This is a genomic window from Variovorax sucrosi, assembly GCF_051216635.1.
Taxonomy (GTDB): Bacteria; Pseudomonadota; Gammaproteobacteria; order Burkholderiales; family Burkholderiaceae_C; genus Variovorax.
In genome coordinates this window covers 25,793-50,635 of record NZ_JBPJZU010000015.1, presented here as the reverse complement: position 1 = coordinate 50,635, position 24,843 = coordinate 25,793, and the positions used below count along the sequence as shown (strand labels likewise).

Sequence of the window (24,843 nt, the reverse complement as noted above, 5' to 3'; positions counted from 1 at the left end):
GCATCGGGCCGGCGCCCGGATCACTTCAGCCGATAGCTCAGCTTGCGCCCACCGCCGACGGTCGAGTCCAGCCCGACCCAATCGCCCTGCGCGGTGTACCAGACATCCACCGGCTGCGCCGGCCCGTCGATGCGCCAGCGCACGGCCGGTACCGTCTGCCCGCGTGCCTCGACCGGGCCGCTGCCGACGCGGCTGACCTGCACCACTTCGTGGCGGCCCGTCTGTGCGTTGAGCAGCCGCGACTGCTGGCGAATGGCGGGGTTCCAGTAGGCGAAGCTCATGACGCAGCCATCGATTGACTGCGTGCCCTCCGGCGTCGTGACCTTCAACGCATCGTCCGCCGCTTCCGCCGTGACGCGGCTCGCGGTGCCGTCGTCGTCCGTGCTCGCCACGAGCGAATGCAGGCAGTTGCCGCGCCACTGCTCGACCGCGCGGTGCGTGTAGCGGTACACCGTGAGGCCCAACAGCTTGACCGCGAAGCGCGCATCGCTCGTCACCGAGCGCGCCTCGGCCGGCCCGCCGACGGTGAAGCGGTGCTCGCCGATGGGCTTGCCGTCGAGGAACACCTGGAAATCGAAGGTGGTCTCGGCGGCGGCGGACAAGTGCGACACGGCACTCAGCAGTGCCGCGATGCCCAAGCGCCATCGCGCACTCACGCCGGGTCCTTCGGCGGCCCCGGCACGAAGGCGTTGGTGCGCGCGATGTAGTCGCGGTAGGCCGGGCGACGCTCGGTGATGTCCTTTTCCAGCAGGCTCACGCCGGACACCTTGAGCAGCAGCATCGTCATCAGCAGCGGCGACACCACGCTCCATGCCGCGCTCCAGCCCGCGCCGCCCAACGCGCCCAGCCACAGGCCCCACCACACGCAGGCCTCGCCGAAGTAGTTGGGGTGACGGGTGTAGCGCCACAGCCCGCGGTCCATCACCTGGCCCTGGTGGCGTGGGTCGGCCTTGAAGCGCGCCATCTGCGCGTCGCCGATCGCCTCGAAGAGGATGCCGAAGGCCGCGAGCACCAGCCCGGAGACATCGAGCACGCCCCACGGCCGCGTGACGCCGAGCGCGGCCAGGAAAGGCGCAGCCACCACCCAGGCCAGCACCGCCTGCAGCAGGAACACCAGGTACAGGCTCTTCCAGCCGAAGTTCGGCTGGTTGCGTTCGCGGATCTGCCGGTAGCGGCGGTCCTCGCCATGCCCCCAGTTGCGCCAAGTGATGAACAGGCTCAGCCGCAGCGCCCAGACGCTGCCCAGCACCAGCATCCACAGCGGATGCGGGCCAGCATCGGGCGTCTGCAGGAAGAACACCCAGCCGGCGCCGACGATGGCGACGGACCAGACCCGGTCGACCAGGCTCGCGTCGCGTCGCACCAGGCTCGCGACCCAGGTGAGCAGCAGCAGACCCGTCGTGAACGCCAGGCCGGCGAAGGCCACGGGCCAGCGCGCTTCAAGCATCAGCCCACTCCGTCACCGCAACGCCATCCAAACGCGTCGCGAGCATCACCAGCACTGGCATCAGCACCGCCCAGACCAGGGCCAGCGTGAGCAGCGCCTCGGTCGGACGCAGCAACTGCGCCCCACCCAGCCGCGCGCCCGAACTGAAGGACAGCGGCCCCAGCACCGCGCCCAACACGGCCGCGAGCAGCAGGCGGCCACGCAGCCAGCGCATCGTCACGTTGAGCGCAATGGCGAGCAACCCCCACAGCGCCACGATCCAGTACGGCGCCAGGGTCGGCCACGGTTGGCCGGAGGGATAGGCCATGTGGCCCTGCCGGACGATCGCCGACTCGACCACGAAGCCGATCAGGCACGCCAGCGCGACCAGCCACGCCTCTCGCGCGGGCCGCGCCGACACAGCCAGGTGCCAGGCGACGGCGGCCACCACACAGGCGGTGCCGAGCAACGGCCGGTGGTGCGCGGCACCCAGAACCGCGGCGAACCAGGCGCATTGGAAGACGACCGCGTTGGTCCACTGCATCGCGCGCGTGGGCCGCAGCGTCGGCGGCGTGGCGCGTGGGGCGGGGATGTCGACGGACACGTGCATCACGCCACCTGCGAGGCGACGTTCGGTGCCGACTGCACCGGCGCCAGCCGCCGCGCCTCGACACGCGCCCGCTTCTCGAACAGGTAGTGGCTGACCCACCAGCGCTGACCGCCGTCGTAGCCGAACAGCTCCGACACCGAGAGGAAGAACAGCCGCCACCGGACCCACCACACCGAGGCGTCGGTGCCGTAAACCTGACGGAACAACGGCATCAGCGTCGCAGCGCGATCGTCCATGTTGCTCAGCCACGCCTCGGCAGTGCGCTCGTAGTGGGTACCGTCCCAGCGCCATTGCCGCAGCACCCGCAGGTCGTCCTGGCAGTGCAACGCAAGGTCGTCGCTGGGCATCATGCCGCCGGAGAAGAAGTGGCGGCTCATCCAGTCGCTCGCATCGCGCTCGACGAAGGGGTACGGCGCGCCGCGATAGGCAAAGACGTGCATGAAGAATCGCCCCTCGTCGCGCAGCCAGCGCGCCACGTTGGCGAAGGCCTGTGGCCAGTTGCGCAGGTGTTCGAACATCTCGACCGACACCACGCGGTCGAAGCGCGCGGCGGTGTCGAACATGTTGATGTCGCAGGTGATGACCCGCACGTTGGTCAGGCCGCGGCGCTCGGCCTCGGCCTCGATATGGGCACGTTGCGAGTGCGAGTTCGACAGCGCGGTGATGCGGCTTCCCGGGTACCGCGTCGCCATCCACAGCGTGAGCGAACCCCAGCCGCAGCCGAGTTCGAGCACGTCCTGCCCGTCGACCAGGCCGGCACGAAGGCAGGTGGCCTCGAGCGCGGCCGCCTCGGCGGCCGACAGCGTCTCGACACCCTCGGGCCACCAGCAACTGCTGTACTTGCAATGCGCGCCCAGCACCTCGCCAAAGAAGGCAGCGGGCACTTCGTAATGCTGCTCGTTGGCCTTCTCGGGCAGCGGCGCCAGCGTGGCACCGCGCATCGCCTGCAGGAAAGCGGCGGTCAGCTCGGCCGCCGCCTCCGTGTCGTCCACATGCATCTCCGCGAGGCGCTCCTTCAACAGGCGGCGGATGCCGATGCGAATGACGCAGTCGGGCACCAGCCCCCGTTCGACGGATCGGATCACGATTTCTGTGGCATGCGGCATGGGCGTCCTCGGGCACGGGCCCCCGGATGACGGGAGGAATGACCGGAGATACGCAGCAAAGGGGGTCCTGGATCAGCCGCTGCCGACCTTGTCGCCCTGTCGGCTGCCGTGGTTCGCTCCTACAAGACGACTGCGCGCCCACCGAGCGCCTGCATCCCCTGTTCGCGGCACGCTGTGGGCTGTCCCAACTCACACCCCGACTGGAACCCGTTTCATGAAAATCGTCCTGTGGATCATCGCCATCATCTTTCTCATCGGCCTGGCGGTCGTGCTGGGGCTCGGCAAGCTGATCTTCTGAACCTCCCGCACCCGCACCCGTCCTCGCTCGTCGGCGGACACCTTGCGCGCAGAATGGCGACATGCCTATCCGCTATGACATCGTCCACACCACCGTCTACCGCTACCGCACGCCCGTGACCTTCGGCGAACATCGCGTGATGTTCCGCCCGCGCGACAGCCATGACCTGCGGGTGCTGGCCACCGACCTGCAGGTGAGCCCGGAGGCGATCGTCCGGATGATCCAGGATCCGCACTCCAACTCGGTGGCTCTGGTGCAACCCATCCGGCCGGCCACCGAGCTGCGGCTGGTGTGTTCGTTCACCATCGAGCGGGCCGACGTGACGCAGGACCTGTCGCTGCTGTCGCCTTCCGCCGAGCACCTGCCCTTCGCCTACTCCGTGCAGGACCGGTTCGACCTGGAGCACTACCTGCGCCCGCACCACGACGACCCGGACGGGAAGCTCATCGCCTGGGCCCACCAGTTCTTCCGGCACGATGGGCCCACCGGCACGCGCGACCTGCTGGAGCGCATGAACCAGCACATCAACCAGAATTTTCGCTACGAGACGCGAGACGAGGAAGGCACGCAAACGCCGTTGCAGACCCTGGCGCTGTCCAGCGGCAGTTGCCGCGACTACGCGCTGCTGATGATGGAAGCGGCGAGGCGCCTGGGCGTGGCGACGCGCTTCGTCTCGGGCTACCTGTACGACGCGGCGCTTGACGACAACACCGTCGGCTCTGGCGAAGCGATCACCGGTGCTGGGGCCACGCACGCCTGGCTGCAGGCCTACCTGCCGGGCGCCGGCTGGGTGGCCTACGACCCGACCAACAACCTGCTCGGCGGCAACCAGCTGATCCGCGTCGCGGTGGCGCGCGACCCGGCCTTCGCGGCGCCGGTCTCCGGGAGCTGGTTCGGAGAGCGTGATGCCTACGAAAGCCTGGAAGCCACCGTTCAGGTGAAGCGCCGGGCCGGCTGACGACCTCCAGCTTCGACGGATTCGCATCTGTTGCCGGCGGCGCGCCCTTATCCGCACAAGGCCTTCAATCGCCCGCCAACCCGCATGGCCACTGGTGAATATGCTTATCCGCATAATGCGCAAACCAAAAAATAGTTGGTTTCCCTGAGCGTGACTTCTAAAGTCGATGCCCTCCGGGCGGTGCCGAATGCACCGCGCGTCAAGATTCACACACGATGTACCAATACACAGATTTCGATCGCCAGTTCGTTCGCCTGCGCGCGGCGCAGTTCCGCGACCAACTCGAGCGCTGGCAGGCCGGCAAGTTGTCGGAGGACGAATTCAAGCCGCTGCGGCTGCAGAACGGCTGGTATGTGCAGCGCTACGCGCCGATGCTGCGCGTGGCCGTGCCCTATGGCGAGCTGTCGAGTGCGCAGCTGCGGGTGCTGGCGCGCATCGCTCGCGAATACGACGAACCCGAGGCCGCCGTCTACCGCCGCGCCCTCGACATGCAGGGCAAGCTCGGTACCAAGCACATGCCGACGCATTACGGGCACTTCACCACGCGCCAGAACGTCCAGTTCAACTGGATCCCGCTGGACAAGAGCGCCGATGTGATGGATTTGCTGGCCACGGTCGACATGCACGGCATCCAGACCAGCGGCAACTGCATCCGCAACATCACGAGCGACGAGCGCGCCGGAGTCGCTGCCGACGAGGTGGCCGACCCGCGGCCCTTCGCCGAGATCATGCGGCAGTGGAGCACGCTGCACCCCGAATTCGCCTTCCTGCCGCGCAAGTTCAAGATCGCGATCACCGGCGCCACCGAAGACCGCGCCGCCACCGGCTGGCATGACGTGGGCCTGAAGCTGCGCAAGAATGAAGCCGGCGAGCTCGGCTTCCGGGTACAGGTGGGCGGCGGCATGGGCCGCACCCCCATCGTGGGCACGGTGCTGCGCGAGTTCCTGCCTTGGCACCAGGTCATGAATTACCTCGAAGCCGTGGTGCGGGTCTACAACCGATACGGCCGCCGCGACAACATCTACAAGGCGCGCATCAAGATCCTGGTGAAGGCCGAGGGCCAGCGCTACATCGATGACGTCGAAGCCGAGTACAAGCAGGTCGTCGAGCACGACGGCGCGCCGCACACGATCACCCAGGCCGAATACGACCGGGTGGCCGCCTCCTTCGTGCCGCCGACGCTCGCCACCCGTGTGCTGCAAAGCGCCGAGAAGACCGAGGCCGAATTGCAGAAGCATGCCGCCGACGACACGCTGTTCGCGCGCTGGCTGCAACGCAACGTGGCGCAGCACCAGAACCCGGCGCTGCGCGCCGTCACGCTGTCGTTCAAGCGCCTGAGGCAGGCGCCGGGCGACGCGTCCGCCGACCAGCTCGACACGGCCGCGCGCCTGGCCGACCGCTTCAGCGCCGGCGAGGCCCGCGTCACGCACGACCAGAACCTGCTGCTGCCCTGGGTGCATGCCGAAGACCTGCATGCGCTGTGGCTCGCCGCCCGCGAGGCCGGCTTCGCCAGCGCCAACGTGCGCCTGCTGACCGACATGATCGCCTGCCCCGGCGGCGACTTCTGCGACCTGGCGAACGCCCGCTCGATCCCGATCGCCGAGGCCATCACCGAGCGCTACCAGGACCTCGACGAGCTGGACGACCTGGGCGAGATCGACCTGCATATCAGCGGCTGCATCAACAGCTGCGGCCACCACCACAGCGGCCACATCGGCATCCTCGGCGTCGACAAGGACGGCAAGGAGTGGTACCAGGTGACGCTGGCCGGCTCCGACGGTTCCGCGCTCAGCGGCCCGGCCCAGGCCGGCAAGGTGGTCGGCCCGTCGTTCACCGCAGCGGAGGTGCCGGAGGTGATCGAGGCCGTGCTCTCGACCTACCGCGACACCCGCCAGATCGTCGACGGAAAGCGCGAGACCTTCATCGACACGCTGCGGCGCGTCGGGCCCGACCCGTTCAAGGCGGCCGCCAACGGCGCCCGTTTCAAGGCCGAAGAGGTGGCGGCATGAGCCGCCGGGCCGCTCCCAAGGCGAATACCGCAGCGCGTAGCGCGGAGGTTTCCGAATGAACAAGACCCTGCAACTGATCGCGGCCGAAGACCATGTCGACGACGGCAGTCCGAAGGTGCTGCAGCTGGCCAACGACGCCGATCCGCTCGCGATCGCCGTGTGCCTGCAAGACATCGAGCGCATCGACCTGCACTTCCCGAAGTTCACCGACGGCCGGGCCTACAGCCAGGCCTTCCTGCTGCGCCGTCGCATGGGCTTCCAGGGCGAGATCCGCGCCACCGGCGACGTGCTGATCGACCAGTTGGTTCAGATGCAGCGCATGGGCTTCACCAGTGCGGTGCTGCGCGAAGGCGTCGACGCATCGGCCGCCCAGCGCCAGTTCGATCGCTTCGCGGCCTTCTACCAGGGCGACGCGGTGACGGCCGAGCCGATCTTCAAGCGCGAGCACGCCTGACGGTCCCTCGGTGACCACACCCGGGCCGCGCTCTCTGCGCGGCTTTTTTTTTGGCCGTACAGGGTGTGCCAGGGTGACGGTCTCCATATCCAGGTTCGGACCCAAATCGCCCCGCAACCCGCATGAACACTGGCGCATTTGCTTATCCGCATAAAGCGCGAACTAAAAGATCGTTTGCTTCCATAAAGGCTCTCCCTACAGTTCGGGCTCCCACGAAAACTTCTGTCCCATGAGCATCGACCTCGCACACGTCAACACCGAATTCGGCCGCAACGCAGACGGCCTGGTCGACTGGGCCATCGGCCTCGGCCAGCCCGCGATCATCACCACCAACTTCCGACCCTTCGAGGCCGTGATCCTGCACATGGTCACGCGTGCCAAGCCGGACGTTCCCGTGGTCTGGATGGACAACGGCTACAACACCGAGGCCACCTACCGCTTCGCCGACGAGGTGACCAAGCAGCTGAAGCTGGACCTGCACATCTACCTGCCGCGCCGCTCACGGGCGCACCGTGAGGCAGTGGAAGGCCCGACGCCGGCGCTGGACGATCCGCGCCATGCGGCCTTCACGGAAGAGGTGAAGCTGGAGCCCTTCGCCCGCGCGCTGCGCGAGACGGCGCCGAAGGTCTGGTTCACCGCGCTGCGTGCCACCGACACCGCCGTGCGCGCGCAGATGGACCCGGTCAGCATCAACCCGGACGGACTGATCAAGGTCGCGCCGCTGCTGCACTGGTCGTCCAAGGAGCTGTACGCCTACTGCGAGACCCACGGCCTGCCCAACAACTTCGACTACGTGGACCCGACCAAAGGCGAAGACAACCGCGAATGCGGATTGCATCTCTCGCACTGAGGCCCCCCCGATGAACGCCCGCACCGACTCCGAACTGCTGACACCGATGCATTCCCCCGAGCGCCTTTCCAACACGCAACTCGATGCCCTCGAGGAAGAAGCCATCTTCATCCTGCGCGAGGTCGCTGGCGCCTTCGAACGGCCGACGCTCCTCTTTTCCGGCGGCAAGGACTCGCTGGTGCTGCTGAAATGCGCCGAGAAGGCCTTTGGCACGGGCCGCATCCCGTACCCGCTACTGATGATCGACACCGGCCATAACTTCCCCGAAGTGACCGACTTCCGCGACTTCCGCGCCAAGGAACTGGGCGCCGAACTGATCGTGCGCAGCGTCGAGGATTCGATGGCGCGCGGCACCGTGCGGCTGGCACACCCGGGCGAATCGCGCAACGTGCACCAGTCGGTCACCCTGCTTGAAGCCATCGAGGAATTCCGCTTCGACGCATTGATCGGCGGCGCCCGCCGCGACGAGGAAAAGGCGCGCGCCAAGGAACGCATCTTTTCGCACCGCGATTCCTTCGGCCAATGGCAACCGAAAGACCAGCGCCCCGAACTCTGGACGCTGTTCAACACGCGCCTCGCACCGGGGGAGCACTTCCGCGTGTTCCCGATCTCCAACTGGACGGAGCTCGACGTGTGGCAGTACATCGAACGCGAGGCCGTCGCCCTGCCCTCCATCTACTACACGCACAAGCGCGAAGTGGTCGAACGCCGGGGCCTGCTGGTGCCGGTGACGCCGCTGACCCCTGCGCGCGATGGCGAGACCATCGAGACGCGCGACGTGCGCTTCCGCACCGTCGGCGACATCACCACCACCTGCCCGGTCGCCAGCCTTGCGGCCGACGCCGGCGATGTGGTGCTGGAGACGCTCAGCGTCGACGTGAGCGAGCGCGGTGCCACGCGCATGGACGACATGACCTCCGAAGCCTCCATGGAAAAACGCAAAAAGGACGGGTACTTCTGATGACCGCCACCACCCTCGAATCCGACATCGCGGCCGACACCGGCGCCGCCCTGCGCTTTATCACCTGCGGCTCGGTCGACGACGGCAAGAGCACGCTCATCGGCCGCCTGCTGGTCGACAGCAAGACCGTGCTGCAAGACCAGCTGGCCGGCGTGCAGCGCGGTGGCGAGACCGATCTGGCGCTACTGACCGACGGCCTCTCGGCCGAGCGCGAACAGGGCATCACCATCGATGTCGCCTACCGCTACTTCGCAACGGCCAAGCGCAAGTTCATCATCGGCGACGCGCCCGGCCACGAACAGTACACGCGCAACATGGTCACGGCCGCTTCGAGCGCCGACGCCGCCGTGGTGCTGGTCGACGCCACCAAGCTGGGCTGGGCTGCAGAAGTGACCGACGGCGAAGTCGTGAAGGGCGAACTGCTGGCCCAGACCCGCCGCCATGCGCTGCTGTGCCATCTGCTGCGCGTGCAGTCGATCGTGTTCGCGGTCAACAAGCTCGACGCGATCACCGACGCCGAACTGGCCTTCGAGCGCATCTCGAACGCACTGAACGCCTTCGCCACGAGCGCCGGCGTGCAGGTCGCGGCCATCGTGCCGATCTCCGCGCTCAAGGGCTGGAACGTGGTGTCCGCGCACGAAGGCTGGTGCGGCTACGCCGGCCCGGCCCTGCTCGACCTGCTCGAAGGCTTGCCGGTGACCGCGCAGGACGAAGACGTGCCCTTCGCGTTTCCCGTCCAGTGGGTCGAGAAGTTCTCCTCGTCGTCGGACACCTCGCAGGGCCGCCGCGTGTTCTGGGGCCGTGTCGCCAGCGGCCATGTCGAACCCGGCCAGCAAGTCACGGTCATGCCCAGCGGGCAAACGGCGACGGTGGCCCAGGTGCTGGGCCACACACGCCAGCCGAAGACGGTGCATGCCGGCCACAGCGCGGGCATCGTGCTCGACCGCGAACTCGACGTCTCGCGCGGCGACTGGCTGCTGGCGCCCGATGCCTTCACCCCGGTGCGCGAGATCACTGCCACGGTCGCCGGGCTCGACGACGAGCCGCTGGTGCCGGGCCGCATCTACTGGGCGCTGCAGGGCCACCGCTGGGTCAAGGCAAAGGTTGCGCGCATCGTCGACCGCGTCGACATCGCCACGCTCGAAGCCAAGCCGGCCGCCCAGTTGGAGGCGAATGCGATCGGCGATGTGGTGCTGGCGCTGCAGCAGCCGCTGGCGGTGCTGCCCTTCACACGCTCGCGCGCGCTCGGCTCGCTGGTGCTGGTCGACACGGCCAGCCACAAGACCGCGGCCGCGGTGCTGGTTCGCCCGACGGTCGAATAGCGCCTTCCGCGAACCCCTAAAATCCGGGGTTTCCCCCGATTTCACTTCGCCGAGACAACCCGGCACAGATTCCCATGACCCACGTCGTTTCAGAAAACTGCATCCGCTGCAAATACACCGATTGCGTCGACGTGTGCCCGGTGGACTGCTTCCGTGAAGGTCCCAACATGCTGGTGATCGACCCGGACGAATGCATCGACTGCGCCGTCTGCATTCCCGAATGCCCGGCCAACGCGATCTTCGCGGAAGAAGACCTGCCGGCCGACCAGCTCGCCTTCATCAAGCTCAATGCCGAGCTCGCCCTGGCCGACGGCTGGAAGAGCATCACCAAGCGCAAGGCGCCGCTGCCCGATGCCGACGAGTGGAAAGACAAGCCGAACAAGGTTTCGGAACTGGTGAAGTAAGCAGCCGATGTCGGCGCGCCCTCCGATCGAGACCGACGCGCTGATCATCGGCGCCGGCCCGGTCGGGCTGTTCCAGGCCTTCCAACTGGGCCTTCTCGAGATCTCCAGCCACATCATCGACGCCCTGCCCCACGCCGGCGGCCAGTGCGTCGAGCTGTACGGCGACAAACCCATTTACGACATTCCCGGCACACCGGCCACCACCGGCCGTGGCCTGGTCGATGCACTGCTGCAGCAGGTGGCGCCCTTCCGGCCAACGATGCACCTGGGCGAACAGGTGGCGACGCTGGCACGCGAAGCGGACGGCCGCTGGCGCCTCGGCACCGACCGCGGCACCGCCTTCCTCGCGAAGACCGTCTTCATCGCGGCGGGCGTCGGCGCCTTCGTGCCGCGCCGAGTGACGATCGATGGCATCGAGGCCTTCGAAGGGTCGAAGCTTTTCTACCATCCGTCGGATCTCGCACGCTTTGCCGGCCAGTCGGTCGTGGTGCAGGGCGGGGACGATTCGGCGCTCGACACCGCGCGGGCCCTGGTCGGCCACGCCGCCCGGGTGACGCTGCTGCACCGTCGCGACGGCTTCCAGGCCGAGCCGGGCACCGTGGCTGCGCTGAGGGCGCAAATCGCGGCCGGTGCGCTCGACTTCGTCGTTGGCCAGCCGTCGGCCTTCGACGGCTGCGCGTTGCAGGTCACGACACCCGACACGCAGACCGTCGCCCTGCCCGTCGACGCCCTGATCGCCTGCCTGGGCATCTCGCCGCGGCTCGGGCCGATCGCCGATTGGGGCCTGGCGCTCGAGCGCAAGCAGGTCCCGGTCGATACCGAGAAATTCGAGACGCACGAGCCCGGCGTGTTCGCGGTCGGTGACATCAACACCTACCCGGGCAAGAAGAAGCTCATCGTCTGCGGTTTCCACGAAGCCACGCTGGCGGCCTGGGGTGCGGCGGCGATCGTCTTCCCCGGCAAGGCGATCCACTTGCAGTACACAACCACGAGCACGCGTCTGCACCAGTTGCTGGGCGTCTGACGCCTGCGCTGCGCGTGGTGCCCCCAGGGCGCCGTGCTGGGGCGCGGCGGCTCAGGAGGATCCGTCGCCGCTGAGCACGACCCACACGGTGCGTGCCAGGATCTTCATGTCGAGCCAGAGCGACCATTCCGTGGCGTAGCGGACGTCGAACTGCACCCGCTCGGCATACGACAGCCGGTTGCGGCCGCTCACCTGCCACAGCCCGGTGATGCCGGGCCGCATTTGGCAGTAGTGCGGCCAGTGGGCGCCGTAGAGGCTGCGCTGGCGCACCATGCAGGGCCGCGGGCCGACCAGGCTCATGTCGCCCTTGAGCACGTTGAAGAACTGCGGCAGTTCGTCCAGGCTCAGCTTGCGGATGAAACGGCCCACCGACGTGATGCGCGGATCGTTGTCGAGCTTCTGGAAGGTTTCCCACTGCTGGCGCGCGGCCGGATCGCGCTCGAGGTGCTGCGCCAGCACCTTGTCGGCGCCGTGGACCATCGAGCGAAACTTGTAGAAGCGGAAGCTCCGTCCGTTCTGGCCGAGGCGGGGCTGCCAGTAGTGCACCGGGCCGCCGGCACCGAGCAGCACGGCAATCGCCACCATCAGATAAAGCGGCGCGAACAAGATGAAGAAGCACAGGGCGCCCACGATGTCCATGCTGCGCTTCAGCGCACGTTGAACCGGCGACAGGCAGTACGGCGTCGCAATGTCAGCCAGCGCGGCGCGCGCCGGCGTGTGCCTGGGAGACGGGGGGCGCGAGACATCGACGAAAGGGATCGGCTCGGGTCGCATCAGGGTAAGTGCCTAAGAAAATGGATGGAATCTGTGAACTCTTCACAGGAACCCCGTTTGTCGCGGTTCTTCGGGGCCTTTGGTGTAAGACAAAAGCCCACGTCTGCCCCCTTCGATGCTGCACGCCGACGCGCCTAGAATGGCGGCTCGCTAGGGGTGCTGGTTCGGCTTGCCGATCCGGCTGAGAAAGTCCCTTTGAACCTGATTGCGCTTTCCGCTCACCCGGAAGGCCCGAGGTAATCCTCGCGCAGGGAAGCCGGCTCGAACCGCCGTGACGCCACAGTACCCGCCCGGGTGCGAGGGGCGTTCGGGCCACGCCCACCTGCCAAACAATTTGCAACGGAGCAAATGGATGGCACACACCAGCACTGCACAGGCCGCCCCATGGGCGGCGAGGCGCTTACGCGCGTGCGGGCGAGCCCTCGATCGGCAACTGCCGCATCGCCTGTGGCGCGAAGCCGTGGTTGAGCGGGCCCTCACCGCCACCCACTTGCGCACCCGCCCCTTCGGCGATCGCCCCGAGCAGGTAGCGGCGCGCCAGCTCCACGGCATCGGGCAGCGCATGACCGAGCGCGAGCTGCGCGGCAATGGCCGAGGACAGCGTGCAGCCGGTGCCGTGCAGATTCCGGCTCGCGATACGCGCCGAGGCAAAGCGCTGCCGCGCCCCACCCTGCAGTGCCAGCAGATCCACCAGCGCCTGGCCGGGCAGATGGCCGCCCTTGAGCAGCACGCCGCGGGCGCCGCGGGCGAGCAGTTCCTCGGCGGCGCCGTTCATCGCATCGATGCCGTCGACCGCATGGCCCACCAGCAGCGCCGCCTCGTCGAGGTTCGGCGTGACGAGCCATGCGCGCGGGAACAGCTCGCGCAGCAGCCGCGCGGCCGTTTCCTCGGCGACCAGGCGATGGCCGCTGGTGCTCACCATCACCGGGTCCAGCACCACGTTGGGCAACCGGTAGTGGTCGATGGCCCAGGCGACGACCTCCACGCTCTCGGGTGTCGGCAGCATGCCCAGCTTGACGGCGTCGACGCCGATGTCTTCCACCACCGCCCGGATCTGTGCCTTGAGGAAGTCGGCCGGCACGTGATGGATGGCGACGACGCCGCGCGTGTTCTGCGCCGTGAGTGCGGTGATGGCGCTCAGGCCGTAGCAGCCGAGCGCCGCGAAGGTCTTGAGGTCGGCCTGGATGCCGGCACCGCCGCCGCTGTCGGAGCCGGCGATGGACAGCACGCGCGCATAGCGGTGCGTCGGCGGTGGGGCGGCAGTGGGCGGCGTGGTCATGCCGAAAATTATGGGCGATGGTCGTGGCACGCGGTTGCGGCGACGCGATGAGCACGCTGCCCTTCGATGCCGCCTCTGTGCTCGGCGCCGGCCTGATGGGCCGGCTGATGGCGCTGTCGCTGGCCCGCGCCGGCTGCCAGGTCGCACTGTTCGATGCCGCCGGGCCGCAGGCCGACGGTGCCGCGGCACGCGTGGCGGCTGCCATGCTGGCGCCGCTGGCCGAATCGGCGGTGGCGCCGCCGGCGGTGGTCCGCCTGGGCCACCACGCGCTGGCGCGCTGGCCAGCGCTGCTCGCCTCGCTCGATGCGCCGGTCTTCTTCCAACAGGAAGGCACGCTGGTGCTGTGGCATCGGCAGGATGCGGCCGAGGCCGCACGCCTGGCACGGGTGCTCTCTCACAGCGCTGCGGCTGTGCCGGCATTGCCGCCGATGCAGCACCTGGACGCGAACGCCGTCGCCGCGCTCGAGCCGGCCTTGGCCGGCCGCTTCGCGCAGGGCCTGTTCTTGCCAGGCGAGGGCCAGCTCGACAACCGCGGGCTGCTCGCCGCCCTGCAGCACACGCTGGAGGCCATGCCCAACGTGCGGCTGCACTGGCACTGCGCCCGCTCGCCGGAGGACTTCTCACCTGCGCCGAACGAACGCGTGATCGACTGCCGCGGCCTCGGTGCACGGCCGCAGTGGCCGGCGCTGCGGGGCGTGCGTGGCGAAGTGATCCGCGTGCACGCGCCCGACGTGGCACTGACGCGGCCGACGCGCCTGGTGCATCCGCGCTACCCGCTCTACATCGCGCCGAAGCCCGATGGCGTGTTCGTGATCGGTGCGACCGAGATCGAATCGGGCGACCTGTCACCGGCCAGCGTGCGCTCGACGCTCGAGCTGCTGAGCGCGGCCTACGCGGTGCACAGCGGCTTCGGCGAGGCGCGCATCCTCGAGATCGCCACCCAGTGCCGACCCACGCTGCCCGACAACCGGCCGGCGATCCGGTCGCCGGGGCCCCGCGTGCTGCAGATCAACGGCCTGTATCGCCACGGCTTCATGATCGCGCCGGCGATGCTGGACATGGCGATGGAGGTGCTGGCCACCGGGCACTCGGCGCTGGCCGAGCGGCTCGACCTGCCGATGGAGACCATGGCATGCGCGTGCTGATCAACGACACCCCGCACGCATTGTCCGAGCCGGCCACGGTCGCCGATGCGCTGGCCGCGATGAACGCCGTGCCGCCCTACGCGGTGGCGGTGAACCGCGAATTCGTGCCGCGCTCGGCCCACGCCGTGCACGCATTGAAAGAAGACGACCGCCTCGAAGTCATTCGTCCGGTGACCGGAGGCTAGCCCCACATGCACGCAACGACATCCGACGACGCGCTGGTCCTGTACGGCCAGACCTTCCACAGCCGGCTTCTGCTGGGCACGGCGCGATACCCCTCGCCCGACGTGCTCGATGCGGCGGTGCGGCGCGCGCGGCCGGCCATGCTCACGGCATCGCTGCGCCGGCAAACCGCCGCGCCCAGCGCCGGCGGCCATGACGACAACGGTTTCTGGCGATTGCTCAAGCAACTCGGCGTGCCGGTGCTGCCCAACACCGCCGGCTGCCATGGCGTGCAGGAAGTGATCGCCACTGCGCAGATGGCGCGCGAGCTGTTCGACACACCATGGATCAAGCTCGAGCTGATCGGCGACGACTACACGCTGCAGCCCGACACGCTGAATCTCGTCGAGGCCGCATCGCAGCTCATCCGCGACGGCTTCCGGGTGCTGCCCTACTGCACCGAAGACCTGGTGCTGTGCCAGCGGCTGGTCGATGTCGGCTGCCAGGCGGTGATGCCCTGGGCGGCGCCCATCGGCACCGGCCGCGGGCCAGTCAATCCCTATGCGCTGCAGCTGCTGCGCGAACGCCTCGACGTGCCGCTGCTGGTGGACGCCGGCCTCGGCCTGCCCTCCCACGCCTGCCAGGTGATGGAGTGGGGCTACGACGGCGTGCTGCTCAACACCGCCGTCGCGATGGCGCAGGACCCGGTCGCGATGGCCGGTGCCTTCGCCGATGCGGTGCAGGCCGGCCGCAGCGCGCACCGCGCGGGCGCGATGGCGACGCAGCAGAGCGCGCAGCCCAGCACGCCGGTACTCGGCACGCCGTTCTGGCACCACGCATCGCCATGAGCCACGACATTGCCCTCGCTGCTGCGATCGTCGACGCGCACGCCGAACGCTTCGGCACCACGGCTGCGCCGCCCGCCACCTTCCGCTCCGCGCATCCGGTGTACCGGGCCGCCAAGCAGGCTTGCATGACGCTCGGCTTCATCGAGGCCGACGCCGAATGCCTGGCCTGCGCCTGGCATGCACAGACCCTCCGCAACGGGCGCTTCGACGCACTGGCGTGGCCCGCAATGCCGATCGACTTCGGCATGGGCCGGTTTCCCCTCGCGACGCGCAGCGATGCCTTCGCGCCCTGCCCCGAGCGGTTGGGTCTTTACGCCGTGCTGCCCGACGCCGCCTGGGTCGGGCGCATGGCGCGGGCGGGGGTGCCCACGGTGCAACTGCGCTTCAAGTCGAAGGACGCCGACGCCGTGGCGAACGAAGTCGCCGCCGCCGTGCGGACCGTGCAGGCGACCGGCGCCCGGCTCTTCATCAACGACCACTGGCAGGCGGCCATGGCCGCCGGTGCCTATGGCGTGCACCTCGGCCAGGAAGACCTCGATGCGCTGGCGCCGGCCGCGTTGCGGCGCCTCCGAACTGCCGGCCTGCGGCTCGGGGTCAGCACCCACGGCTACGCGGAGATGGTGCGCGCCGACATGGTCAGCCCGAGCTACATCGCGATGGGCGCCGTGTTCCCGACCACGCTCAAGCAGATGACCACCGCGCCGCAGGGCGTGGCACGGCTCGACGCCTATGCGCGACTGCTGCGCGGCTATCCGCAGGTCGCCATCGGCGGCATCGATGCCGAGCGCATGCCGGCGGTGCTGGCCACCGGCGTCGGCTCGGTCGGCATGGTGCGCGCGCTGATCACCGCCGACAACCCCGAGGCGATGGCCGCACGACTGACCGCCGCCGTTGCCGCTGCGCACTGACCCGATGACTTCTTTCCCTGCTTCCACCCGCCCCATGCACACCGCTCGCCCCACCTCCATCGCCCTGGCCGTTGCGGCCGCCCTGCTCTCGATGACGGGTGCCGTCGCACACGCCCAGGAGGCCACGCTGCCTTCCGTCACGGTCGATGCACGCAGCGCACCACCGCAAGCCGACATCAGCGGCTTCGGCGACCTGCCGCTGAGGGAGGTGCCGATCTCCGCCACCGTGATCGGCAGCCAGCAGCTGCAGGCCAGCGGTGCGAGGCGCCTGGCCGATCTGACCCAGTTCGATGCGTCGGTGACCGACGCGTACAACTCGGCCGGCTACTGGGACTACCTCACCATCCGCGGCTTCGTGCTGGACAACCGCTTCAACTACCGCCGCGAAGGCCTGCCGATCAGCGCCGAAACCGCGATCCCGCTCGACAACAAGGAACGCATCGAGATCCTGCGTGGCACCAGCGGCATCCAGGCCGGCACCAGCGCGCCGGGCGGGATCGTCAACTATGTCGTGAAGCGGCCGACCGAGCAGGACCTGCGGGAAGTGCGCACGGAAGTCTCGGGGCGCGGCAGCGTGCTGGGCGCGGTCGATCTGGGGGGCCGCTTCGGCGCCGATCGGCAGTTCGGCTATCGGCTGAACGTCGCGGCCGAGGACCTCAAGCCGCGCACCTATGCGCTCGACGGCGAGCGGCATCTGCTTTCGCTGGCGGCCGATTGGCGCATCACCCGCGACTCGGTGTTCGAGGCCGAGGTCGAATACAGCAAGAAGACGCAGCCGAGCCAGAACGGCTTCAGCCTGCTCGGCAACGCGCTGCCTCCACCGGTCGACCCGCGCATTAACCTCAACAACCAACCGTGGTCGCAACCCTCGGTGTTCGAGGGCCTGACCGGCACCCTGCGCCTCACGCAGGCGATCAACGCCGACTGGCGCTGGAGCGCGCAGGTGGGGCAGCAACGCCTGAAGAGCGACGACCGGCTGGCCTACGCCTTCGGCTGCGGTGCCGAGGGCAACTTCGACCGCTACTGCTCCGACGGCACCTTCGATTTCTACGACTTCCGCAGCGAGAACGAGCGACGCACGCAGACCGCGGGCAACCTGAGCGTCAAGGGCAACCTGGCGACCGGCAACGTGCGCCACGAGCTCACCCTGAGCCTGCTCGCGAGCCGCGTGCGCAACCGCTTCCAGGATCAGGCCTACAACTACGTCGGCACCGGCAACATCTGGGGCACCGCGGTCGTGCCGGCCGACCCTACGCTGACGGATGCCAACACCAATCGCGACGAACGTTCGACGGAGTTGTCGCTGCAGGACGCGATCCGCTGGAACGACCGCCTCACGACCTGGCTAGGCGTCCGTCAGACCCGGTTCGACCGCGACAGCGTGCGCACCGACGGCTCCCGCCCCACCGGCTACAAGGACGGCCTCACGACCCCGTGGGTCGCGGTCAGCTATGCGTTGCAGCCCGGGCTGCTGGCGTATGCGAGTTGGGGCGAAGGCGTGGAGTCGCAAGTCGCGCCGAACAAGGTGTCGCAGTACGCCAACGCGGGCGAGGCGCTGCCGGCACTGGTCTCGCGCCAGCGCGAGCTCGGCCTGAAGGGCGGCACGGGCGGCCTCAACTGGCAGGCGGCGCTGTTCGACATCTCGCGCCCGATGACCAACATCGACACCTGCAACGCCACCGGCGCCTCTTGCACCGCCGGCTACGACGGCAAGGCCGAACACCGCGGCATCGAACTCAGCGGCGATTGGACGCAAGGTCCGTGGCGGCTCGCCGGCGGCCTGACGATGATCGACGCCAAGCGCAGCGGCAGCGCCAACACCAGCATCAATGGCGAACGCCCGACCAACGTGCCGCGGCAGGTGCTGCGGGCGCAGGCAGCCTATCGCTTTGCAACGCTGCCCGGACTTGAACTGCAAGGCCAGCTCTCGCACGAGGGCCGCCGCAATGTGCTGCCCGACGGATCGATCACGCTGCCTGCATGGACGCGCTTCGATGCCGCACTGCGCTACGACACGAAAATCAGCGGCGTGGCGACGCGCTGGACCTTCGGCATCGAGAACCTCACCGACAAGCGCTACTGGAAGGAATCGCCTTACCAGTTCGGTCATGTCTACCTGTTCCCGGGTGCACCGCGCACGTTCCGCCTCGCCGTCACGGCCGCGTTGTGAAAACTTCGAATCGCATCACGGCCCCTCTTGGAGCCGGCTCAAAAAGCACGCTATAATCTGAGGCTGTTGTTCCTCGATAGCTCAGTTGGTAGAGCGCCGGACTGTTAATCCGTAGGTCCCTGGTTCGAGCCCAGGTCGAGGAGCCAAAAAGTTCCAGTTGAATCAAGCACTTAGGTCAAAAGCCTAGGTGCTTTTTTCTTTGCCGCTATCTCCTTTGCTGTCCGTGTCCGACACGTGTCCGAAACTTGCCATGTGTGGTTCAAGGTACGCTGCGTGGCCCTAGGGCCACACCGGCACTACACACCGGATCGTGGCGCAACATAACTCTGTGGATCGCTGATCCATGCTTGCAGTGCCTCGGGCGTCCAACCGCACGCCCGTCCTCCAAGATGTACGGGCTGCGGGAACCTCTTATCCGAAATGCGTCGATACAGCGTGGCACGGCTTAGCGCCGTGATTCGCAATACATCGGCAATACGATAAAACGCTGGCGCGGCAAGCGTAACCCTGCGCACCGATGGGTTGTCTTGCAGTTCTTGGGGCATGGCGGACTCCTGACGTTCAGGCCCTAGATTGCCTCATGCGCTCTCAACGACATACCCAGCCCATCGCGAGCCGGCGAAGCGCGGCAGGGCTAGTGCGGATAATGAAGGCCGGACACACGCTGATGCAGCGGCAGACTGTTGCGCGTTCTGACCCATCGTCGCGAGCGCCCAGTCCTCGACTGCTGTGGCGTTCGAACCCGTGGTTGGAGGGAACCCACGCCTGACACAGACTCGGGGGGTCCGAACGCATGTGGCCCGGTCTCATCGGCGACAGGGGAACAGGCTGCCTGGGCAGGCACTTCAACTCCCCGGTGCCGCCGTCGAGCAAAGCCGTCGCCACGGGCAGAAAGGTTGCCCAGGCCAGGCGTGTCAACGCCACTTGATGGGGGAAAGACCAGCACGTGTAAAGACGCCTGGACTCCTTCGGCGATTGGCGCCGGCTCCGGGGCGGTGGTGCCAGTGATGGCGGAGGTAACGACAGCGTGATGAACTGGGGCGCCGACTCGGCACCGTCGTCGATGTTGCCGATAAGACTGGACTCGCCCCGCGCCCGCGGCGCCATTGGTGCACCAAGTTGTCGTTCAACTTAAACGACAGCGCGACTGATGCGACAGATGCCCCATGCTCTGCGCAGGCAGCAAGGACCTGCGCCTTGAACTCTGCGCTGTGACCGGCGCCGTTGCCTTGGATTGACGTCGATCGATGATGTCCAGCTAACGTAGATGGGCAGCATCGTCTCCGGCTTGACCTCAGTTCTCAAGGTGGGGTGGCTGGCCGCTTACCCGTCGAGCGCGGGTACTGCCTGTCGTGGCGCGGGAACGGACCCGTGTGGATGAAGGCCAGCACTTGCACGGCATGGCTCTCCTGCTTTCGCAGCGTCTCGGCTGGTATCAATGGGCGCCTACCCTACAGCGGAACGTATGACGGGTGTCGTTCGCTCACGACGCGCTTAAGCGCGCCCGCTTCGGGTTGCTCCCGTCGCAGACATTGCGACGCCGCCGCAGGCGTAGGTGTCTTCTGGAGCGGCGAGCGGCGCTGGTAGCGCTTCGAGGAACCGGCGGCATGTGGGCAACCACAGTTCAGCCGATCGGACAGTGCCGTGCCCTGCGGTATGCGCACTGCCGGGCACGAGTAACAGTTGGCCGCGCGCCAAGCGCTTCATAGCGCTTTCGGCGCTGCCGGTCTCCGGCGGGTTGCGCTCGTCGTCGGAGGAGTTGATGGCCAGCACGTGGGCGCGGATGCGGTCCAAGCCGAACGAGGGATCGTAGTCACGCGCAGCGGCAATCTGGTAAATGAGGTCGTTGGCATCCACGTCGAACGGCAGGGCGCGCCTTGCCCGCAACCACTCGTCGGCCTTATCGGGATGCGAAAGGGCCGCTTGCAAGGCCAAGGTTCCCCCATTGGTGGCTGCGCTGAAAAACTCCCAGGCCCGTCGAGCGCCAACGGGTTGCTCGACGTAGTTTCCTTGGCACCACTGCGGATCGCTCTGGATCTGGTCGATCAGCAGCAGGCGCAGTAGCCAGTTTCGCCCGGACATTGGCGCTGGCAGCGATGCCAGGGGCAGTAGTGCGTCCATGAACGCCGGATGGTGCACGCCCCACAGCCAAGTGTGCATACCGCCCATCGACATACCCAGGACTAGCCGCAAATGCCGCAGGCCCAGCGCTTCACTTATCACGCGGCGTTGACCTTCAACCATATCTTCATAGTTGTAGCGTGGAAATGCCGCGCGCAGACCATCGGAAGGCTTCGCACTGCGCCCATGTCCGATGGCATCAGGCAAGACGATGAAGTGCTCGGCAGCGTCCAGCGGCCCACCCGGACCGAACAGGTGGGCGCCGAACTCCTGCGACAGCAGGTCACTTCCCTTGCCGCCCGTGCCGTGCAGGGCGAGCACAGGAGTGCCACCAGGCCGGCCCAGCACGGTGTAGGCTAGGCGCAGTTCAGGCACCACCTGGCCCGTGTGGAAGGGGAAGTCACGCGTAATGAACTCATGCGTGACGGGAATGCGCCAGACGGAATTTTCAGGTTTTGGCGTCATGGATGTTCGGGGGATGACAGGCTAACTCTTGCCGGCCGCATCAAAGTGGGGGCAGGCGTGCCTCGCGCCAGCGGGCGCCCATCGCCTCGTCGTTATAGGCCACGACCGCCTGGCTCTGATGACCCAATTGTGGCGAGCCGAGGGCGACGCGGTCGCCTGCCTTCAGGAACAGTGGAGGCTTTTGGCCCAGACCGACGCCCGGGGGTGTTCCCGTCGCGATCACGTCACCGGGGGCCAGGGCCATGAAGCGGCTCAGGTATGACACGATGTGCGCGACCCCGAAGATCTGCGTGCGCGTGCTGCCGCTCTGGCGCCGCACGCCATTAACCTCGAGCCAGAGCTCGACGTCCTGCGGGTCCGGTACCTCATCCGCCGTGACTAGCCAGGGGCCCAGCGGCGCGTAGCCGTAGTAGCTCTTGCCCTTGGTCCACTGGCCCTCATGTTCAAGCTGCCACGCGCGTTCAGACACGTCGTTGCAAAGGCAATAGCCCGCGACGTGGCGCAGGGCGTCTTCCTCGCGCACGTGCCAAGCTGGCGTGCCGATCACAATGGCAAGCTCGACCTCCCAGTCCAACTTGACCGAACCCGGTGCCACGATGAGTGCATCGTTCGGGCCGGCCACGGCGCCCGTGTGCTTGTTAAACACGATCGGCTCTGAAGGAATCGGCGTGTTGGTTTCGGCCGCGTGATCGGAATAGTTGAGGCCGATGCAGATCAAATTGGGGATGCTGCCCACACATGCGCCCAGGCGCACGCCTGTCGGCACGGCGGGCAGCGTCGTGCTGTCGATCCTGCGCAGACGATCGAGCGCCGAAGGTGAAAGTATCTGGCCGTCAATGTCGCCGACCAGGCCCGAGAGGTCACGCACGATGCCCTGCGCATCAACGAGGCCAGGCTGCTCGGCGCCGCGGGCACCAAATCTGACGAGTTTCATGGCTGCGGTCCTTGCCGTTCAGTGCAGGGTTTCGACTCGGTCTCCCGAGTCGGCGTGGAACAAGTGAAGACGCGAAACGTCGACGCCCAACCGCACGTCGTCGCCCGGCCGCAAGCTCACGCGTTCACGCAGCACGCACGTCAGCTTGGTACCGCCTGCATCGACCGTGAGGTGCGTTTCGGAACCGGTGGACTCCACCACCTGCACGCGCGCTTGCACTCCTTCGGGGTCCAGGCGGATGTGCTCGGGACGCACGCCCAACGTCAGTGCCTGGCCGTTCACGGTCGGTATGCCTGGCACTGCCCAGCGGTTGCCGGCGTTGTCCACGGCGGCGTGGCCGTTGGATTTGACGGGTAGCAGATTCATCGAGGGCGAGCCAATGAAGCTGGCCACGAAGACGTTGCGCGGACGGTCGAATAGCTCCAGTGGCGAGCCAACCTGCTCGACCACCCCGTCATGCATAGCGACGATCTTGTCCGCCATCGTCATGGCCTCGATCTGATCGTGAGTGACATAGATGGTGGTGGCTTTCAGGCGCTGATGTAGCTCCCTGATCTCTGAGCGCATCTGCACGCGCAGCTTGGCGTCCAGGTTAGATAGTGGCTCATCAAACAGGAAGACTTGCGGGTCGCGCACGATGGCGCGGCCCATAGCGACTCGCTGGCGCTGTCCACCGGAGAGTTGTTTGGGCAGCCGCGCGAGCAGCGGCTCGAGCCCCAGGATCTTGGCGGCGCGCGCAACGCGCTCCTCGATTTCTCGCTGCGGCGCGCGGCGCAGCTTCAGAGAAAAGGCCAGGTTGTCGGCCACGGTGAGGTGCGGATAAAGCGCATAGTTCTGGAACACCATCGCGATATCCCGCTCCTTGGGCAGCAAGCCGTTCACACGTTTGTTACCGATGCGGATCTCGCCTGAATCGATGCCTTCCAGGCCGGCGATCATGCGCAGCAACGTAGACTTTCCGCAGCCCGAGGGGCCGACGAGCACCACGAATTCACCGTCGTGAATGTCGATGGTCACGCCCCGGATGATCGGCGTCGTGCCGAACGCTTTCACTGCGTCTTGGATATGTACCGTTGCCATGTCTTGTCTTCCTTGATGGGTTCGAATATCTTGATCAGTGCCCGATCAACCGGCCTGCCAGGCGGTTTTCAAGCGGGTGTGCTCATGCACATAGCGTCCGGCGGCCGCTTGCTTCAGCTCGCCAAATGTCTGAAGCGAAGCCAGCGCCGGGGTGAACGCCTCGACGTCGCACGCTTCCAGCAGGATGATCCAGCGCGCAGGCACCAGGAGGTCCTTGCGGCCCGCGCTTTCTGCGGTCGACTGGCTCGACACACTGGCGTCGGAGCCCAGCAGATGGGCGCCGCCGATGCGCGGCATCCTTGCCACCGCTTCCAAGGCGGAGGCCAAGCGCGGCACCGCTGCGGTCATGGCGTCGTCCGCCATGTCGAAACGCAGTGTCAGAAGTGCGCCGCCCGAGCCCACCCCGTGGCTGGCGAACACTCGCGTCAAGGAGCGCGTGGTGGCCCGGAAGTAGGCAGTGGCCGCACGCGTCCAGTCCGTCGGCTCGTTCAGGCGCGACAGGTAGTCAGCGCCCTGGATCACCTGGAACGTAGTCGTTTCGTACAGCGTGAAGAATTCGGGTTGCGTGGCTGCGTCGGCCGCGCGATAACGGCGCCCACGCACGAACCCCGGAATGCCCACCCGCTCGGGCATGTGCTCCTGAAGATGCCAGGCATAAAACTGCGCCCGCCCAGCCTCGGCAATGTCGTTCCAGATAGCCACCGCACCTTCACCTGCCAACATGGTCTTGCTCCTTGAATGACGCAGCCGCGCTATCACGAACGCTGAGCTCGACCGCGCCGATCCCTTCGAAAACACAGCGCAGCCGTTGCCCGGCTTGCGCACGATGGACGCCAGCGTGCGAGCCGGCGAGAACGAAGCTTCCGGCCGCCAGGCGCTCGCCACGCAGCGCAAGATGGTTGACGAGATGGACGACCGCAAGGAGGGGATCTGAAAACGGATTGCCGCCTTGCTTGTCCACCACCGGCGTGTCGTCCACCGAGAGCGTCATGCGCAGGCTCGCGAGGTCTAGTGAACGGGCGTCTTCGCAAGGCGCGCCGAGCACGACTGCGCCGTTGCCCATCCCGTCTGCCACGATGTGTTCGCGCGGCGAGACGAACTTCGCGGGCAATCGGCTGCACAGCAGTTCGAAGGCCGGCATGACCGCGCCAACGGCGGCCAACACATCGTCACGCGTGCAGCCGCCAGCGGGCAACGGATGATCGATGCGCACTGCGAGCTCGCATTCGACGCCGTCGCGCATCAGCGTGGTGTCGTCGAACACGGCGCCACTGCCTGCGCAGGCGCGGTCAAATATCGGCGCAGACATCACCTCTCCGGCCGGCGGGGCCGCGACCTTCCAGCCCGCCCGCGTCCATCCCAGCTCCACGCCCACGGCTTCCTGGATCCGGTAGGCGTCTGCGAAGCCGCTCAGCAGCTCCAATGCATCGGCGGCGACGACGCCAGAGGTGCCGCGTGCCATGGAAAGGCTGTGCACGCGAGCCGCGAACGCGGGGTCGGGCGCGCCGGCGTTTCCGCGTTCTGCCCAAGCTTGG

Annotated in this window: 26 protein-coding genes and 1 tRNA gene; 15 read left to right on the top strand and 12 right to left on the bottom strand. The window is 67.4% G+C overall.

The window, feature by feature from the left end:
• Nucleotides 1–20: 20 nt before the first annotated feature.
• The 4 genes from ACSFBE_RS23610 to ACSFBE_RS23595 are packed head-to-tail and all read right to left on the bottom strand — an operon-like array spanning nt 21 to nt 3,142.
• Nucleotides 21–656 (bottom strand): DUF6134 family protein, encoded by a 636-nt coding sequence (locus ACSFBE_RS23610; protein ID WP_435492836.1) that lies wholly within the window; start codon nt 654–656, stop codon nt 21–23.
• Nucleotides 653–1,447: a DUF1295 domain-containing protein gene (locus ACSFBE_RS23605; RefSeq protein ID WP_435492835.1), complete on the bottom strand. Its 795-nt coding sequence runs from the start codon at nt 1,445–1,447 to the stop codon at nt 653–655. Before ACSFBE_RS23605 ends, ACSFBE_RS23610 begins: the two co-directional genes overlap by 4 nt.
• Entirely contained in the window at nt 1,440–2,036 is a 597-nt protein-coding gene (locus ACSFBE_RS23600) for a DUF2878 domain-containing protein (RefSeq protein ID WP_435492834.1), read from the bottom strand. The genes ACSFBE_RS23605 and ACSFBE_RS23600 overlap by 8 nt, the downstream gene beginning before the upstream one ends.
• A complete protein-coding gene (locus ACSFBE_RS23595) occupies nt 2,036–3,142 on the bottom strand; it encodes an SAM-dependent methyltransferase (protein ID WP_435492833.1) in 1,107 nt (368 codons plus the stop codon). Before ACSFBE_RS23595 ends, ACSFBE_RS23600 begins: the two co-directional genes overlap by 1 nt.
• Between ACSFBE_RS23595 and ACSFBE_RS23850 the strand changes: the two genes are divergently transcribed.
• The 9 genes from ACSFBE_RS23850 (at nt 3,066) to ACSFBE_RS23555 (ending at nt 11,422) form a co-directional block, all read left to right on the top strand.
• Nucleotides 3,066–3,440, top strand: a complete 375-nt coding sequence (locus tag ACSFBE_RS23850) for a small membrane protein YohP (RefSeq protein WP_475539691.1) — start codon at nt 3,066–3,068, stop codon at nt 3,438–3,440. The genes ACSFBE_RS23595 and ACSFBE_RS23850 overlap by 77 nt on opposite strands.
• Before the next feature lie 61 nt (nt 3,441–3,501).
• A complete protein-coding gene (locus ACSFBE_RS23590; protein WP_435492832.1) occupies nt 3,502–4,398 on the top strand; it encodes a transglutaminase family protein in 897 nt (298 codons plus the stop codon).
• Between the two features lie 215 nt (nt 4,399–4,613).
• On the top strand, nt 4,614–6,407 hold the full coding sequence (locus ACSFBE_RS23585; RefSeq protein ID WP_435492831.1) for a nitrite/sulfite reductase: 1,794 nt from the start codon (nt 4,614–4,616) through the stop codon (nt 6,405–6,407).
• Nucleotides 6,408–6,462: 55 nt separating this feature from the next.
• A complete protein-coding gene (locus ACSFBE_RS23580) occupies nt 6,463–6,861 on the top strand; it encodes a DUF934 domain-containing protein (protein ID WP_435492830.1) in 399 nt (132 codons plus the stop codon).
• 229 nt (nt 6,862–7,090) lie between these two features.
• Nucleotides 7,091–7,711 carry a phosphoadenosine phosphosulfate reductase domain-containing protein gene (locus ACSFBE_RS23575; protein WP_435492829.1) on the top strand — a complete coding sequence of 207 codons (621 nt, stop codon included), beginning with the start codon at nt 7,091–7,093 and terminating at the stop codon, nt 7,709–7,711.
• Nucleotides 7,712–7,721: 10 nt separating this feature from the next.
• The gene (gene cysD, locus ACSFBE_RS23570; protein ID WP_435492828.1) at nt 7,722–8,672 is read left to right on the top strand and encodes a sulfate adenylyltransferase subunit CysD; all 951 of its coding nucleotides are present in this window, start codon (nt 7,722–7,724) and stop codon (nt 8,670–8,672) included.
• Nucleotides 8,672–9,994 (top strand): sulfate adenylyltransferase subunit 1, encoded by a 1,323-nt coding sequence (locus ACSFBE_RS23565; RefSeq protein WP_435492827.1) that lies wholly within the window; start codon nt 8,672–8,674, stop codon nt 9,992–9,994. Before cysD ends, ACSFBE_RS23565 begins: the two co-directional genes overlap by 1 nt.
• A gap of 74 nt (nt 9,995–10,068) precedes the next feature.
• A complete protein-coding gene (fdxA, locus tag ACSFBE_RS23560) occupies nt 10,069–10,398 on the top strand; it encodes a ferredoxin FdxA (protein ID WP_435492826.1) in 330 nt (109 codons plus the stop codon).
• Nucleotides 10,399–10,405: 7 nt separating this feature from the next.
• Nucleotides 10,406–11,422, top strand: a complete 1,017-nt coding sequence (locus ACSFBE_RS23555; protein ID WP_435492825.1) for an NAD(P)/FAD-dependent oxidoreductase — start codon at nt 10,406–10,408, stop codon at nt 11,420–11,422.
• Nucleotides 11,423–11,473: 51 nt separating this feature from the next.
• Here ACSFBE_RS23555 and ACSFBE_RS23550 read toward each other — a convergent pair whose 3' ends face one another.
• The gene (locus tag ACSFBE_RS23550; protein ID WP_435492824.1) at nt 11,474–12,196 is read right to left on the bottom strand and encodes a sugar transferase; all 723 of its coding nucleotides are present in this window, start codon (nt 12,194–12,196) and stop codon (nt 11,474–11,476) included.
• A gap of 400 nt (nt 12,197–12,596) precedes the next feature.
• Nucleotides 12,597–13,475, bottom strand: coding sequence for a bifunctional hydroxymethylpyrimidine kinase/phosphomethylpyrimidine kinase (gene thiD / locus ACSFBE_RS23545; protein WP_435492823.1), 879 nt, complete (start codon nt 13,473–13,475; stop codon nt 12,597–12,599).
• A 47-nt stretch (nt 13,476–13,522) separates the two neighbouring features.
• On the opposite strand from thiD, the gene ACSFBE_RS23540 reads away from it, so the two are divergent.
• The 6 genes from ACSFBE_RS23540 to ACSFBE_RS23515 all read left to right on the top strand — a co-directional run bounded on the left by ACSFBE_RS23540 (nt 13,523) and on the right by ACSFBE_RS23515 (nt 18,854).
• Nucleotides 13,523–14,620 carry an FAD-dependent oxidoreductase gene (locus tag ACSFBE_RS23540; protein WP_435492822.1) on the top strand — a complete coding sequence of 366 codons (1,098 nt, stop codon included), beginning with the start codon at nt 13,523–13,525 and terminating at the stop codon, nt 14,618–14,620.
• Nucleotides 14,608–14,805 (top strand): sulfur carrier protein ThiS, encoded by a 198-nt coding sequence (gene thiS / locus ACSFBE_RS23535; RefSeq protein ID WP_435492821.1) that lies wholly within the window; start codon nt 14,608–14,610, stop codon nt 14,803–14,805. The genes ACSFBE_RS23540 and thiS overlap by 13 nt, the downstream gene beginning before the upstream one ends.
• Before the next feature lie 6 nt (nt 14,806–14,811).
• The gene (locus ACSFBE_RS23530; RefSeq protein ID WP_435492820.1) at nt 14,812–15,630 is read left to right on the top strand and encodes a thiazole synthase; all 819 of its coding nucleotides are present in this window, start codon (nt 14,812–14,814) and stop codon (nt 15,628–15,630) included.
• Entirely contained in the window at nt 15,627–16,538 is a 912-nt protein-coding gene (locus tag ACSFBE_RS23525) for a thiamine phosphate synthase (RefSeq protein WP_435492819.1), read from the top strand. The genes ACSFBE_RS23530 and ACSFBE_RS23525 overlap by 4 nt, the downstream gene beginning before the upstream one ends.
• Nucleotides 16,539–16,572: 34 nt before the next feature.
• Entirely contained in the window at nt 16,573–18,708 is a 2,136-nt protein-coding gene (locus tag ACSFBE_RS23520; RefSeq protein WP_435492818.1) for a TonB-dependent siderophore receptor, read from the top strand.
• Between the two features lie 70 nt (nt 18,709–18,778).
• Nucleotides 18,779–18,854, top strand: a tRNA-Asn gene (locus tag ACSFBE_RS23515).
• 150 nt (nt 18,855–19,004) lie between these two features.
• On the opposite strand, the gene ACSFBE_RS23510 is transcribed toward ACSFBE_RS23515, so the two are convergent.
• From ACSFBE_RS23510 to ACSFBE_RS23485, 6 genes are all read right to left on the bottom strand, one after another.
• The gene (locus ACSFBE_RS23510; RefSeq protein WP_435492817.1) at nt 19,005–19,253 is read right to left on the bottom strand and encodes a helix-turn-helix transcriptional regulator; all 249 of its coding nucleotides are present in this window, start codon (nt 19,251–19,253) and stop codon (nt 19,005–19,007) included.
• Nucleotides 19,254–20,202: 949 nt separating this feature from the next.
• Nucleotides 20,203–21,294: an alpha/beta fold hydrolase gene (locus ACSFBE_RS23505; RefSeq protein WP_435492816.1), complete on the bottom strand. Its 1,092-nt coding sequence runs from the start codon at nt 21,292–21,294 to the stop codon at nt 20,203–20,205.
• Nucleotides 21,295–21,334: 40 nt separating this feature from the next.
• Nucleotides 21,335–22,228: a fumarylacetoacetate hydrolase family protein gene (locus ACSFBE_RS23500; protein WP_435492815.1), complete on the bottom strand. Its 894-nt coding sequence runs from the start codon at nt 22,226–22,228 to the stop codon at nt 21,335–21,337.
• 18 nt (nt 22,229–22,246) lie between these two features.
• On the bottom strand, nt 22,247–23,308 hold the full coding sequence (locus ACSFBE_RS23495; RefSeq protein WP_435492814.1) for an ABC transporter ATP-binding protein: 1,062 nt from the start codon (nt 23,306–23,308) through the stop codon (nt 22,247–22,249).
• 45 nt (nt 23,309–23,353) lie between these two features.
• Nucleotides 23,354–24,031, bottom strand: a complete 678-nt coding sequence (locus ACSFBE_RS23490; protein WP_435492813.1) for a hypothetical protein — start codon at nt 24,029–24,031, stop codon at nt 23,354–23,356.
• Nucleotides 24,018–24,770, bottom strand: coding sequence for a 2-keto-4-pentenoate hydratase (locus ACSFBE_RS23485; protein WP_435492812.1), 753 nt, complete (start codon nt 24,768–24,770; stop codon nt 24,018–24,020). The genes ACSFBE_RS23490 and ACSFBE_RS23485 overlap by 14 nt, the downstream gene beginning before the upstream one ends.
• Nucleotides 24,771–24,843: the final 73 nt, after the last annotated feature.

Coding starts and splice junctions, on each gene's coding strand:
- ACSFBE_RS23605 (WP_435492835.1), bottom strand. CDS start 1,447: ATGCTTGAAGCGCGCTGGCCCGTGGCCTTCGCCGGCCTGGCGTTCACG.
- ACSFBE_RS23600 (WP_435492834.1), bottom strand. CDS start 2,036: ATGCACGTGTCCGTCGACATCCCCGCCCCACGCGCCACGCCGCCGACG.
- ACSFBE_RS23850 (WP_475539691.1), top strand. CDS start 3,066: ATGCCGATGCGAATGACGCAGTCGGGCACCAGCCCCCGTTCGACGGAT.
- ACSFBE_RS23595 (WP_435492833.1), bottom strand. CDS start 3,142: ATGCCGCATGCCACAGAAATCGTGATCCGATCCGTCGAACGGGGGCTG.
- ACSFBE_RS23590 (WP_435492832.1), top strand. CDS start 3,502: ATGCCTATCCGCTATGACATCGTCCACACCACCGTCTACCGCTACCGC.
- ACSFBE_RS23585 (WP_435492831.1), top strand. CDS start 4,614: ATGTACCAATACACAGATTTCGATCGCCAGTTCGTTCGCCTGCGCGCG.
- ACSFBE_RS23580 (WP_435492830.1), top strand. CDS start 6,463: ATGAACAAGACCCTGCAACTGATCGCGGCCGAAGACCATGTCGACGAC.
- ACSFBE_RS23575 (WP_435492829.1), top strand. CDS start 7,091: ATGAGCATCGACCTCGCACACGTCAACACCGAATTCGGCCGCAACGCA.
- cysD (WP_435492828.1), top strand. CDS start 7,722: ATGAACGCCCGCACCGACTCCGAACTGCTGACACCGATGCATTCCCCC.
- ACSFBE_RS23565 (WP_435492827.1), top strand. CDS start 8,672: ATGACCGCCACCACCCTCGAATCCGACATCGCGGCCGACACCGGCGCC.
- fdxA (WP_435492826.1), top strand. CDS start 10,069: ATGACCCACGTCGTTTCAGAAAACTGCATCCGCTGCAAATACACCGAT.
- ACSFBE_RS23555 (WP_435492825.1), top strand. CDS start 10,406: ATGTCGGCGCGCCCTCCGATCGAGACCGACGCGCTGATCATCGGCGCC.
- ACSFBE_RS23550 (WP_435492824.1), bottom strand. CDS start 12,196: ATGCGACCCGAGCCGATCCCTTTCGTCGATGTCTCGCGCCCCCCGTCT.
- thiD (WP_435492823.1), bottom strand. CDS start 13,475: ATGACCACGCCGCCCACTGCCGCCCCACCGCCGACGCACCGCTATGCG.
- ACSFBE_RS23540 (WP_435492822.1), top strand. CDS start 13,523: ATGAGCACGCTGCCCTTCGATGCCGCCTCTGTGCTCGGCGCCGGCCTG.
- thiS (WP_435492821.1), top strand. CDS start 14,608: ATGCGCGTGCTGATCAACGACACCCCGCACGCATTGTCCGAGCCGGCC.
- ACSFBE_RS23530 (WP_435492820.1), top strand. CDS start 14,812: ATGCACGCAACGACATCCGACGACGCGCTGGTCCTGTACGGCCAGACC.
- ACSFBE_RS23525 (WP_435492819.1), top strand. CDS start 15,627: ATGAGCCACGACATTGCCCTCGCTGCTGCGATCGTCGACGCGCACGCC.
- ACSFBE_RS23520 (WP_435492818.1), top strand. CDS start 16,573: ATGCACACCGCTCGCCCCACCTCCATCGCCCTGGCCGTTGCGGCCGCC.
- ACSFBE_RS23510 (WP_435492817.1), bottom strand. CDS start 19,253: ATGCCCCAAGAACTGCAAGACAACCCATCGGTGCGCAGGGTTACGCTT.
- ACSFBE_RS23505 (WP_435492816.1), bottom strand. CDS start 21,294: ATGACGCCAAAACCTGAAAATTCCGTCTGGCGCATTCCCGTCACGCAT.
- ACSFBE_RS23500 (WP_435492815.1), bottom strand. CDS start 22,228: ATGAAACTCGTCAGATTTGGTGCCCGCGGCGCCGAGCAGCCTGGCCTC.
- ACSFBE_RS23495 (WP_435492814.1), bottom strand. CDS start 23,308: ATGGCAACGGTACATATCCAAGACGCAGTGAAAGCGTTCGGCACGACG.
- ACSFBE_RS23490 (WP_435492813.1), bottom strand. CDS start 24,031: ATGTTGGCAGGTGAAGGTGCGGTGGCTATCTGGAACGACATTGCCGAG.
- ACSFBE_RS23485 (WP_435492812.1), bottom strand. CDS start 24,770: ATGGCACGCGGCACCTCTGGCGTCGTCGCCGCCGATGCATTGGAGCTG.